The sequence below is a fragment of the Pseudomonas paracarnis genome, assembly GCF_904063055.1.
Classification (GTDB): domain Bacteria; phylum Pseudomonadota; class Gammaproteobacteria; order Pseudomonadales; family Pseudomonadaceae; genus Aquipseudomonas; species Aquipseudomonas paracarnis.
The window spans coordinates 149185-161643 of record NZ_CAJFCN010000002.1; the positions used below are offsets into that span (position 1 = coordinate 149185).

The window sequence follows — 12459 nt, forward strand, 5'->3', positions numbered from 1 at the left end:
CAGCTCCCACAGTTGACCGAGTTCGCCTGAACAACTCGGTCAACTGTGGGAGCCGGGCTTGCCCGCGATGAGGCCCGACCAGACACCGCAAAATTACCCGCCGACACTTTCCTTGATCAGCTCCTCGCCCAGGCCTACTCTGTTTGCCTGCCCGCGCCGAGCCGCCCACAAGGAAGGCCCCATGTTCGAACACCACGCCACGCTCAAGAAACACTTCGGTGCCCTGCGCACCACCGCCGAATTTTTCTCCCTGCGCTACGTGCGCGAATCCGGCCAGTACCTGTCGGTACGCAAGAACGTCGCCGAGCCGCCTCACCTGGGCCACGACGAAGGCGCCATGCTTACCGTGCGTCTCAACGGCGTGGAAGCCTACGCCGCGACCAACGATATTTCCCTTGCCGGCCTGCAAGCCGCCCTTGAGCGCGCTGAACAACAAGCCAGGCTTATCAAGCCCCACGCCCTGCTCGACCTGCACCAGCAACCGGTGTCCAGCGACGTCGCCGACTACCTGTCGCCCGACCTCGACCAGCCCTTCCCGTCCCTGAGCGACTGCTACCAATTGCTCGGCGATGAGTCCGCCGCCGTGCCCAAGGATGAGCGCCTGGTGAGCTGGGAAGTCAGCCTGGGGACCACGCGGGTTGAACAGATCTACCTCAACAGCGCCGGCGCCCAATTGCGTCAGGCCCAGCGCTTTGTCTTTCCGGGCCTGAGTGTGACCGCCTTCGACGGCAACGACAGCCAGACCCGTACCCTGGGCGGTACCAACTTCGGCCAGCAAGGCAGTGCCGGGGTGATCCAGCGTTTTGGCCTGGTGGGCGCCGCCCGCAAGGTGGCCGACGAAGCCCTGCAATTGCTGCTCGCACCGAATACGCCCCACGGCCCGCGTGACCTGCTGCTGATGCCCGACCAGATGATCCTGCAGATCCACGAGTCCATCGGCCATCCGCTGGAGCTGGATCGCATCCTCGGTGACGAGCGCAATTACGCCGGCACCAGTTTTGTGAAAGCCAGCGATTTCGGCCACCTGCAATATGGCTCGCCGCTGCTCAACGTCACCTTCGACCCGAACATCCCCGAACAGCTTGCCAGCTACGCTCATGACGACGACGGCACGCCTGCCAGCAAGCAATTTCTGATTCGCGAAGGCCTGCTGCTCAAGCCCTTGGGCGGGGCCTTATCGCAATTTCGCGCCAACCTGCCAGGCGTCGCCAACAGCCGCGCCTGCAGCTGGAACCGTGCACCCATCGACCGCATGGCCAACCTGAATATCGAGCCTGGGGATAAAAGCCTCGCGCAATTGGTGGGCGGCATTGAGAGCGGCATCCTGATGTCGACCAACCGCTCGTGGTCCATCGACGATGCGCGCAACAAGTTCCAGTTCGGCTGCGAGTGGGGCCAGTTGATCGAAAACGGCGAGCTCAAGGGCGTGGTGAAGAACCCCAACTACCGGGCGATTTCTGCGCAGTTCTGGCGCAAGCTCAGCGCGGTAGGCGACGCCAGCACCTTCAAGGTCTTGGGCACGCCGAACTGCGGCAAGGGCGAACCCAACCAGGTGATCCGTGTCGGCCATGCGTCGCCGGCCTGTGTATTCAGCAATGTGGATGTATTTGGGGGCGATGCCTGATGAACCATTTCAAGGCACTGGTGGACTGGCTCAAGCAGGCGGTCACCGATCAAGAACACTTTCACCTCGGCTACGCGGATGAGGCGTCCGAGTTCGTGCGCTTCAACCACGCGCAGGTACGCCAGGCCGGCCAGGTACAGCAGGCCAGCCTGAACCTCAAGCTGATCAACGATGGGCGCCACGCCGACCTGGGTATCACCCTGTCCGGCGAGGCGCAGCTGGATCGCCAGCGCCTGGCGAATGGCCTGCAACAACTGCGCGAAACCTTGCCGCTGTTGCCGCCTGACCCGTACCTGCTGCTGAACCCCGACGCCTGGCACAACCATAACGAACAGCTGCGCCCGCTGCCGGAACTGGCCCAAGTGCTGGACGATATCAGCCGGGCCGCCGATGGCGTGGACCTGGTTGGCTTCTACGCCGCCGGCCCGATCAGCCGCGGTTTCGCCAGCTCATCGGGGGCGTTCGGCTGGCACCGGGCTAACAGCTTCAATTTCGACTTCAGCCTGTTCCACGCCAATGGCGAAGCGGTAAAAGCCAGCTACGCCGGGCACACCTGGAACAGCGCCGAATTCGCCGCCCGTTTCCAACAGGCCCGTGAGCAACTGGCGTTTCTCGGTCGCCCGCTCCACACCCTGGCACCCGGCCAATACCGCGCCTACCTTGCGCCGGCAGCGCTGGAAGAAATCATCAGCATCATCACCTGGGGTGGTTTTTCGGCCCAGGCCATCGCGAGCAAAGGCAGTTCGTTGCAACGCCTGTACGCGGGTGATCAGTCACTGAGCCCGCTGGTGACGGTGGATGAGCAGATCAGCGGCTCCCTGAGCCAGGCGTTTTCCACTGAAGGCTACCCGCGCAAGGATGTCACCCTGATCAACGCAGGCAAGGCCGAGGGCCAGTTGATCAACTCTCGCAGCGCCGCCGAATACGGCTTGAGCACCAACGGCGCCAGCAGCGACGAGTCGCCCAGCGCCTTGCAAATGGCCGCAGGAAACCTGGCCCAGGCCGATATTCTCAAGCAGTTGGGCACAGGGCTGTATATCAGCAACCTCTGGTACCTGAACTACTCCGACCTGCCGGCAGCGCGCCTGACCGGCATGACGCGCTTTGCGACCTTCTGGGTGGAGAATGGCGAAATCAAGGCACCGGTCAGCACCATGCGCTTTGATGACAGTGTTTACAGCCTGCTTGGCTCACAGCTTGAAGCGTTGACCACTGATCGAGAACTGCTGCTGTCGCCCAGTACCTACAGCCAGCGTAATACTGCCTCCAATCTATTGCCGGGAGCCTTGATCAAGCGTTTGACCCTGACCTTATAAATCTTGCCACCCGCCCACGTACCTGCACGTGATGCATGACCTTGCCTGGACTGGGCAAGCTGGAGTCTTGAGATGAACCATGGAAGTTTCGTCATAGAAAAACTGTTCAAGCAATACAACGTTCACGTGGAGCAATTGGGTAACGACCCACATAGAAAAACCGTACTGATGGTCAATGGCGCGTTATCCACCACGCGCTCCTTTGCCCGCACCAGCAAATGCCTGGCCGAGCACTTCAATGTGCTGCTGTTCGACTTGCCCTTCTCTGGCTTGTCACGCGAGCACAACACCGAACTCGACCTGGTCACCAAGGACGACGAGGTGCAAATCCTGCGTGCCTTGGTGGATCGCTTTGAGGTCAACCATCTAGTCTCGGCCTCCTGGGGCGGCATCTCCACGCTGTTGACCCTGGCGCATAACCCGCCCTCCATCGAAAGCTCGGTGGTGATGGCGCTGGCGCCCAACCTCAACCAGGCGATGCTGGAGTATGTCGAGCGTGTGCGTGTGCTGATCGAGGCCGATGACAAGTCGGCGGTCGGCCATCTGCTCAACGAAACGGTTGGCAAATACCTGTCGCCGCGCCTCAAGCGCAACAACCATCGGCACCTGTCGACCATGGCCACCACCGAGTACCGCCAGGCGCGCTTTCATATCCATCAAGTGTTGGCCTTGGGTGATGGCAATTACCTGCCGGCGCTCAAGCAGATTGAAACACCGGTGCACTTTCTCAACGGCGCACTGGACGAATACACGCCGGCCGACGAGGCCCAGCTGTTCAAACACTACGTAGGCCGCAGCAGCTTTGCGGTGGCCGAACACACCGGCCATCTGCTCGACCTGGAGTCCCGCGAATCCGCGCTGGCAGTGCATCGGGCGTTGCTGGATTTCCTGGTGGGCGAACATGTGACATTGTCAGCTATAGACGAACCGCCGGTGGGAAAAGGCGCGACGGATGGCGCATAATCGCCGACACATAGCCTGCTAATTAAAAGGGATCCCATGCCGAATCGTGCCCCTCTCGATGCCAAGACCGCCCGCTGGCTCCCCTGGGTGGTAGCGATTGCCTTCTTCATGCAGTCGCTGGACGGGACGATTCTCAACACCGCGCTACCGGCCATGGCGCAGGACCTCGCGGAAAACCCGCTGCGCATGCAAGGGGTGGTGATCGCCTACATGCTCACCGTTGCCTTGCTGATTCCGGCGTCGGGCTGGATCGCTGACCGCTTTGGCACCAAGAAGATTTTCTTTGGCGCGATCATGCTGTTCAGCATCGGGTCGCTGCTGTGTGCGCTGTCCAGTAGCTTGAGCATGCTGGTGGGCGCACGGGTGATCCAGGGCCTGGGCGGTGCGCTGATGCTGCCGGTCGGGCGGCTGGTGGTACTACGGGCTTATCCACGCTCCGAGCTGGTGCGGATCATGGGCTTCATCACAATTCCAGGCCTGCTCGGCCCCTTGCTTGGCCCGACAATGGGCGGCTGGATGGTGCAATACCTGACCTGGCACTGGATCTTCCTGATCAACCTGCCGGTGGGCATGATCGGCTGCTACGCCGTGTGGAAATTCATCCCCGACCTGCGCGGCAGCGAGCGCACGCGCTTCGACGGCCTGGGCTTTCTGCTGTTCGGCGCGGCGATGGTGTTGATCACTATCGCCATGGAGGGCCTGGGCGAACTGCATCTGCCACACCTGCGCGTGATATTGCTGCTGTTCGGCGGGTTCGCCTGCCTGGCGGCGTACTGGCTGCGCGCCGGGCATATCGATAACCCGCTGTTCTCGCCGGTGCTGTTCAAGACGCGCACCTTTGCCGTGGGGATCCTGGGCAATCTGTTTGCGCGCCTGGGCAGCGGCGCCTTGCCGTTCCTGGTGCCGCTGCTGTTACAAGTGGCGCTGGGCTATTCGCCGTCAGAAGCCGGCATGAGCATGCTGCCGCTGGCGGCGGCGGCAATGTTCGCCAAATCCATCGCGCGCCCGCTTATCGAGCGCCTCGGCTACCGCATCGTCCTGACCGGCAACACCCTGGCCCTGGGCCTGATGCTGGCGAGCATGGGCCTGGTCAGCGAACAAACGCCCTACCCGCTGCTGTTGGCCATGCTGGCGGTACTGGGGGCCATCAACTCCCTGCAATTTACCGCGATGAACACCGTCACCCTGATCGACCTCGACGACGCCCAGGCCAGCAGCGGCAACAGCTTGCTGTCGGTGGTGGCGCAGCTGTCCCTCAGCCTCGGCGTGGCCTGTGCCGGCGCGTTGCTTGGCGGGTTTACTGCCGAGGCCGGCAATGACGGTGTGGAAAGTGTCCTCGGCGCGTTCCAGCTGACCTTCCTCACCGTGGGCATCATGGCGATGCTGGCGGCGGCGATCTTCCTGCAACTGTCGCCTAAAGACGGCAAACGGGTGGTCAGCCGCGAGCACGATATCGAGCACTAACGGGCGTCTCGTCGAGAACTTGCGAGGAAAATCCCACGAGACTGGTACACTGCGCGACATTTTGTTTTGCAGAGCCAGTCCCGTGACTACCATCGCCACCGCTTTTAATACTTTGCCCCTGTCCGCCGCCATGCTGGCTAACCTCGACTCGCTGGGTTACGTCGAGATGACGCAGATCCAGGCGCAAAGCTTGCCGGTGATCCTCAAAGGGCTGGACCTCATTGCCCAGGCCAAGACCGGCAGCGGCAAGACCGCCGCCTTCGGCATCGGCTTGTTGAACCCGATCAACCCGCGCTACTTCGGTTGCCAGGCGCTGGTGATGTGCCCGACCCGTGAGCTGGCCGACCAGGTCGCCAAAGAAATCCGCCGCCTGGCCCGTGCCGAAGACAACATCAAGGTACTGACCCTGTGCGGCGGCGTGTCCCTCGGCCCGCAGATCGCCTCCCTGGAGCATGGCGCCCACGTTATCGTCGGCACCCCGGGACGCATCCAGCAGCACCTGCGTAAAGGTTCTCTGGTGCTGGACGGCTTGAACACCCTGATTCTCGACGAAGCCGACCGCATGCTCGACATGGGCTTCTACGACGCCATCGAAGACATCATCAGCAAGACCCCACCGCGCCGCCAGACCCTGCTGTTCTCGGCCACCTACCCGGTGAGCATCAAGCAACTGGCCTCCAAGTTCATGCGTGCGCCTCAGCAAGTGAAAGCCGAAGCGTTCCACTCCGACGACCAGATCGAACAACGCTTCTACGAGATCTCCCCGGAAGAGCGCATGGACGCCGTGACCAAGGTGCTGGCGCACTTCCGCCCGGCTTCGTGCGTGGCGTTCTGCTTTACCAAGCAGCAAGTGCAGGAAACCGTCGACCACCTGACGTCCAAGGGCATTTCCGCTGTTGGCCTGCATGGTGACCTGGAACAGCGCGACCGTGACCAGGTACTGGCGATGTTTGCCAACCGCAGCACCTCGGTGCTGGTGGCCACCGACGTCGCCGCCCGTGGCCTGGACATCGACGCCCTGGACATGGTGATCAACGTCGAACTGGCCCGCGACTCGGAAATTCACATCCACCGTGTAGGCCGTACCGGCCGTGCCGGTGAGACTGGTATCGCCATCAGCCTGGTGGCGCCGTCCGAAGCCCACCGCGCCCAGGCCATTGAGCAACTGCAGAAGTCGCCGCTGAACTGGGACCAACTGGACAACCTCAAGCCGCAAAGCGGTGGCCCGCTGTTGCCGCAGATGAGCACCCTGTGCATCGCTGCCGGGCGTAAGGACAAGGTTCGCCCAGGCGACATCCTCGGCGCATTGACCGGTGAAGCCGGCATTCCGGGTGCCCAGGTCGGCAAGATCGCTATCTTTGATTTCCAGGCCTTCGTGGCCGTGGAACGCGGCATCGCCAAGCAGGCGTTGCAGCGTTTGAATGACGGCAAGATCAAAGGCCGTTCGCTGCGCGTGCGCATTTTGTAATAACACCGAGTTCCCATTACAGGAACCGAATGAATGTGGGAGCTGGCTTGCCTGCGATAGCGACGGTGAATCCACTACCGCTATCGCAGGCAAGCCAGCTCCCACAGGGTTGATGGCATTTCAAATCAATAGTTTTGTGAGGACATGGCTGTGCGCTCGACCGAAGTTGTGATCATTGGCGCCGGCGCCGCAGGCTTGATGTGCGCGCTGACCGCCGCCGGGCGTGGGCGCAAGGTGATGTTGATCGACCACGCCAACAAGGCCGGCAAGAAAATCCTGATGTCCGGTGGCGGCCGCTGCAACTTCACCAACATGTACACCGAGCCGGCCAACTTCCTCTCGCACAACGCGCACTTCTGCAAATCGGCCCTGGCCCGTTATACACAGTGGGATTTTATCGGGCTGGTGGCCAAGCACGGCGTGCCGTACCACGAGAAGAAACTCGGCCAGCTGTTCTGCGACAACAAGTCCAGCGACATCCTCGGCATGCTGCTCGACGAGTGCATCCAGACCGGCGTGAGCCTGCACCTGGGCACCTCCATCGAGGCAATCGCCAAGCTCGAAAGCGGCTATCAACTGCAAACCACCCTGGGTGAACTGCGCTGTGAATCCCTGGTGATCGCCACGGGCGGTTTGTCGATCCCGACGCTGGGCGCCACCGGTTTCGGTTACCAAGTGGCCAGGCAATTCGGCCATGAACTGCTGCCAACCCGCGCCGGGCTCGTGCCGTTCACCATCACCGACCAGCTCAAGGAGTTGTGCGGCGAGTTGTCCGGCACCTCGGTCGACTGCCTGGTGAGCTGCAACGGCCAGAGTTTTCGCGAGAACATCCTGTTCACCCATCGCGGCCTGAGCGGGCCGGCGATCTTGCAGATTTCCTCGTATTGGCACCCCGGCGACACGGTGGAAATCAACCTGCTGCCCGACCACGACGCCCATGCCTGGCTGCAACAGCAACAGGCCGAACACCCCAACAGCGAGTTGAAAACCCTGCTGGGCGAGATCTTCACCAAGAAGATGGCCAACCTGCTGGCCCAAAGCTGGTTCGAATCCAAGCCGATGAAGCAGTACACCCACGCTGAAATGGCCGATATCGCGCAAAAGCTGGGGAGCTGGCAACTGGTACCGGCCGGCACCGAGGGTTATCGCACTGCCGAGGTGACATTGGGCGGGGTGGATACGCGGGAAGTGTCGTCCAAGACCATGGAATCGCTGAAAAGCCCCGGCCTGTACTTCATCGGCGAAGTGCTGGATGTGACCGGCCACCTGGGCGGGTTCAACTTCCAGTGGGCCTGGGCCTCGGGCTACGCGGCCGCGCAATACGCCTGATGTGCACCTTGAGATGCAATCCCCCTGTGGGAGCTGGCTTGCCTGCGATAGCGGCAGTGAATCCCACATCGTTATCGCAGGCAAGCCAGCTCCCACATTGGTTTTGCAGTGATCCTGAAAATTTTGCTGTCCGATGTGATCGCCACGCTTGCCGTGGCGTCATTACTGGCTCAATTTAGCGACAACGTCCCGGAAGACTCCAGACTTCATGTCATCGACCTCGTTCAAGCAGTCCATGCGGCGCCTGTGGGCGCTGGATAAATTCAGCTACAGCGTACGGGTGTTCATCGCCCTCACCGGCAGCATGGCATTGTGTTGGTACCAGGATGAAATGACGCTGCTGATCCCGCTGTTCCTGGGGATTATCGCCAGCGCCCTAGCCGAGACCGATGACAGCTGGCAAGGCCGTCTCAATGCGCTGGCGGTGACACTGGTGTGTTTCAGCATCGCCGCGCTGTCGGTAGAACTGCTGTTCCCCTACCCCTGGATATTTGCCGTCGCCCTGGCCGTGGCCAGTTTCGGCCTGACCATGCTCGGCGCACTGGGCGAACGCTATGGCGCGATTGCCTCGGCCACCTTGATTCTGTCGGTCTACACCATGATCGGCGTGGACCAGCGCGGCGGCGCCGTCACGGATTTCTGGCATGAGCCGTTGCTGCTGGTCGCCGGTGCCGCCTGGTACGGCGTGCTGTCCGTGCTGTGGCAGGCGCTGTTTTCCAACCAGCCGGTGCAGCAGAGCCTGGCGCGGTTGTTCCGCGAGCTGGGGCGTTACCTCAAGCTCAAGTCATCGTTGTTCGAACCGATCCGGCAGCTGGATGTGGAAGCGCGACGCCTGGAATTGGCCCAGCAAAATGGCCGAGTAGTGGCTGCACTGAATGCCGCGAAGGAAATCATCCTGCACCGCGTCGGCAATGGCCGACCGGGCTCGAAGGTCAGCCGCTACCTGAAACTGTATTTCCTGGCCCAGGACATCCACGAGCGCGCCAGTTCCTCCCACTACCCCTACAACGCCCTCACTGAAGCCTTCTTCCATAGCGATGTGCTGTTTCGCTGCCAGCGCTTGCTGCGCCAGCAAGGCAAGGCCTGCCAGACCCTGGCTGAGTCGATCCAACTGCGCCAACCGTTCATCTATGACGACAGCTTTGCCCAAGCCCTGGGCGACCTCAACGCGTCCCTGGAGCACCTGCGCATCCAGAGCAACCCGGCCTGGCGTGGCCTGCTGCGCTCCTTGCGCGCCCTGGCGGCCAACCTGTCCACCCTCGACCGCCTGCTGGGCGACGCCAGCAACCCCGATGCCCTGGCGGACGCCACCGACAGTAACCTGCTGGACCGCGCCCCGCGCAACCTCAAGGAAATGTGGACGCGCCTGCGCACCCAACTGACGCCCACCTCGCTGCTGTTTCGCCACGCCCTGCGCCTGTCCCTGGCGTTGACCGTCGGCTACGCCACCCTGCACGCCATTCACGCGTCTCAGGGCTACTGGATCATCCTCACCACCCTGTTCGTGTGCCAACCTAGCTACGGCGCCACCCGGCGCAAACTCGGCCAGCGGATCATCGGCACCGCCATCGGCCTCACCGTGGCCTGGGCGCTGTTTGATCTGTTCCCCAACCCAGTGGTGCAGTCGATGTTCGCTATCGCCGCAGGCCTGGTGTTCTTTATCAACCGCACCACCCGCTACACACTGGCGACGGCGGCGATCACCCTGATGGTGCTGTTCTGCTTCAACCAAGTGGGCGATGGCTACGGGCTGTTCCTGCCGCGCCTGTTCGATACCTTGCTCGGCAGCCTGATCGCGGGCCTGGCGGTGTTCCTGTTTTTGCCGGACTGGCAAGGCCGACGCTTGAACAAAGTGCTGGCCAACACCCTGACCTGCAACAGCATCTACCTGCGCCAGATCATGCAGCAATACGCCGCCGGCAAGAGTGACGACCTGGCTTACCGCCTGGCCCGCCGCAACGCCCACAACGCCGATGCCGCGTTGTCCACCACCCTGGCGAATATGCTGATGGAGCCGGGGCACTTCCGTAAGGAAGCCGACGTGGGCTTCCGCTTCCTGGTGCTGTCTCACACCTTGCTCAGCTACTTATCCGGATTGGGTGCACACCGCGATACTCAGCTACCGACCGACGTACGCGAGCACTTGATCGAAGGCGCGGGCAACAGCCTGGCGACGAGCATCGATGAGATCGCCACCGGCCTGGCCAATAAACAGCCGATTGCGATCCAGAGTGATGCCGAGGAAGGGTTGGCGGCCGAGCTGGAGCAAATGCCCGATGAGATCGATGAGGCGCAGCGGTTGGTGCAGACGCAGTTGGCGTTGATTTGCCGGCAGTTGGGGCCGTTGCGTACGTTGGCGGCGCATCTGATCAAGGAGACCGGCGCGGCTTAGACCGCTATCGCAGGCAAGCCAGCTCCCACATTTGACCGAGTTCCAATATAAGAATGCGGGCAAAATGTGGGAGCCGGGCTGGCCCGCGATGAGGCCCGCAAGCACGCTACATCCCATGCGCCTTCATCAAGCGCGCATAACTGCCATCAGCCTTCATCCTGGCAATCTCCCGATCAAAGCTGGCAACGATTTGCGCATGCTCGGGGTTCTTCAAACTGACCAGAATATGCAGGCTGTTCTCGCTCAACGGCTTGCCCACAAACGCCACGGCATTGCGCACCCGCGGCGACTCCCGAGCCAGGTAATAGCGCGCTACGTATTCGTCTTCCAGCGTCAACCGCACACGCCGCGCCGCGAGCATGCGCACCGCCATGGCGAAGTTGTGCACCGGTACTTTCTGTAGCTGGGTGTCTTGATCGAACGCAGCCGAGTAAGCGTAACCGCGTACCACGGCGATGGTCTCGTCGTGCAGTCGGGCCAGGTTCTGATAAACGATGTCATCGTCGCTGCGCTTGAGAAAGCGCACACGGTTAAGCAGGTACTCAGCAGAAAATTGGCCAAACTGCGTGCGGGCCTCGTCGTACCAGGCGTTGATCAGCACATCGTAGCGCCCATCGCCCACGCCCTTGAGCGCACGAGCCCAAGGCACCTGTTCAAAATCACTCGCGTACCCCGCACGGGCCAGGGCCGTGCTGACGATATCCGTGGCCAAGCCGCCATTGATCAAGGTGGCATCGGTGAATGGCGGCCAGCCATCCGCCACCAGACGCAGACGCTGTGCCAGCACTGGTTGGGCCAGTAGCAGCACTGCGATCAAAGCAACGGCACGAGTCAATCGCGGCATGCTCAAAGTCCTTGGCGGGCAGGCGGTGGCCTGATAACAGTAGCTCATCAATAAGCTTGCATTGCAGATTACACAAAGAAGCCAACGGCGCACGCACTGAATGATGGCAAATTGACGCCATTCACACATTTGTCAATTTTAGACAGCGGCGCCCGTCACGCTTACTATCCAGGCACGTCTTTATAAGAGCACACATCATGACGGTTGATTGGGTTTGCAAACATCACGACGACTTGGGCAAGGACCAGCTGTATGCCGTCCTGCGCTTGCGCAGCGAGGTATTCGTCGTCGAGCAGAAATGCGCGTATCAGGACATCGACGGGCAGGACCTGGCGGGGGACACCCACCACCTGATGGCCTGGAATGATAACGAGCTGGTGGCTTACCTGCGGCTGCTGGACCCGGAGACCCAGGGCGGCGATGTGGTGATTGGCCGCGTCATCGTTTCGCCAGCGGCACGGGGCACCGGGCTGGGGCATCAAATGCTGGAAGAGGCGCTTGAGCGTATTGAGGATATCTGGCCGCAAACGCCGATTTTTCTCTCGGCCCAGGCGCACTTGCAGGGGTATTACGGGCGGTATGGGTTTGTGGTGGCGGGTGAGGAATACCTGGAAGATGATATTCCACATATTGGTATGCGGCGCCTCTGAGCGCGCCATCGCAGGCAAGCCAGCTCCCACATTGGAACGCATTCAACTGTGGGAGCCGGGCTTGCCCGCGATAGCGTCAGTCCTGCCAAAGCCGACCTTCAGGGATAGCCCAACACCTGCTTGATCGACGCCAGATTAGCCTCGATCCACCCCCGATCAATCGCCCCCCAGTCCCGGATCCGATAGCGCCCGGCATGGTGACGCGCACCGTCCTCCTGCTCGAACTCACACACAATATCCAGGTCGGCCAACGCCGCAATGGTGTCCTGGGCGGTACGCCGAGGCATGCCGGTGGCCTCGGTCAGCGCCGGGACGCTGCTGGCCAGTTGGCTGTCGATCAAGTACGCCACGTACAGGCGGCGGTAGAAGCTGCTTTTGGTCTTGCTCACATCCATGGTCAGTCGCCTTG

10 protein-coding genes are annotated in these 12459 nt (G+C 61.7%); 8 read left to right on the forward strand and 2 right to left on the reverse strand.

Annotation, left to right across the window (positions count from 1 at the left end; translation table 11 throughout):
* The first annotated feature begins 181 nt into the window (after positions 1-181).
* The 7 genes from JMV15_RS05275 to yccS all read left to right on the forward strand — a co-directional run bounded on the left by JMV15_RS05275 (position 182) and on the right by yccS (position 10556).
* On the forward strand, positions 182-1624 hold the full coding sequence (locus tag JMV15_RS05275) for a TldD/PmbA family protein (protein ID WP_014720263.1): 1443 nt from the start codon (positions 182-184) through the stop codon (positions 1622-1624).
* Positions 1624-2940: a TldD/PmbA family protein gene (locus JMV15_RS05280; protein ID WP_014720264.1), complete on the forward strand. Its 1317-nt coding sequence runs from the start codon at positions 1624-1626 to the stop codon at positions 2938-2940. The genes JMV15_RS05275 and JMV15_RS05280 overlap by 1 nt, the downstream gene beginning before the upstream one ends.
* A gap of 72 nt (positions 2941-3012) precedes the next feature.
* On the forward strand, positions 3013-3903 hold the full coding sequence (locus tag JMV15_RS05285; RefSeq protein ID WP_014720265.1) for an alpha/beta fold hydrolase: 891 nt from the start codon (positions 3013-3015) through the stop codon (positions 3901-3903).
* 36 nt (positions 3904-3939) lie between these two features.
* The gene (gene mdtD, locus JMV15_RS05290) at positions 3940-5367 is read left to right on the forward strand and encodes a multidrug transporter subunit MdtD (RefSeq protein ID WP_014720266.1); all 1428 of its coding nucleotides are present in this window, start codon (positions 3940-3942) and stop codon (positions 5365-5367) included.
* 130 nt (positions 5368-5497) lie between these two features.
* Positions 5498-6835: an ATP-dependent RNA helicase DbpA gene (gene dbpA / locus JMV15_RS05295; RefSeq protein ID WP_229999345.1), complete on the forward strand. Its 1338-nt coding sequence runs from the start codon at positions 5498-5500 to the stop codon at positions 6833-6835.
* 150 nt (positions 6836-6985) lie between these two features.
* Positions 6986-8164 (forward strand): BaiN/RdsA family NAD(P)/FAD-dependent oxidoreductase, encoded by a 1179-nt coding sequence (locus JMV15_RS05300; RefSeq protein WP_038452265.1) that lies wholly within the window; start codon positions 6986-6988, stop codon positions 8162-8164.
* Between the two features lie 208 nt (positions 8165-8372).
* Entirely contained in the window at positions 8373-10556 is a 2184-nt protein-coding gene (yccS, locus tag JMV15_RS05305) for a YccS family putative transporter (protein ID WP_019817463.1), read from the forward strand.
* Positions 10557-10662: 106 nt separating this feature from the next.
* Here the strand turns inward: yccS and JMV15_RS05310 are convergent, their stop codons facing one another.
* Complete coding sequence (locus JMV15_RS05310; protein WP_014720270.1) at positions 10663-11400, reverse strand: substrate-binding periplasmic protein; 738 nt, start codon at positions 11398-11400, stop codon at positions 10663-10665.
* Positions 11401-11597: 197 nt separating this feature from the next.
* Between JMV15_RS05310 and JMV15_RS05315 the strand changes: the two genes are divergently transcribed.
* Complete coding sequence (locus JMV15_RS05315) at positions 11598-12050, forward strand: GNAT family N-acetyltransferase (RefSeq protein ID WP_014720271.1); 453 nt, start codon at positions 11598-11600, stop codon at positions 12048-12050.
* A 98-nt stretch (positions 12051-12148) separates the two neighbouring features.
* Here JMV15_RS05315 and JMV15_RS05320 read toward each other — a convergent pair whose 3' ends face one another.
* A complete protein-coding gene (locus tag JMV15_RS05320) occupies positions 12149-12445 on the reverse strand; it encodes a winged helix-turn-helix domain-containing protein (protein WP_014720272.1) in 297 nt (98 codons plus the stop codon).
* Positions 12446-12459: the final 14 nt, after the last annotated feature.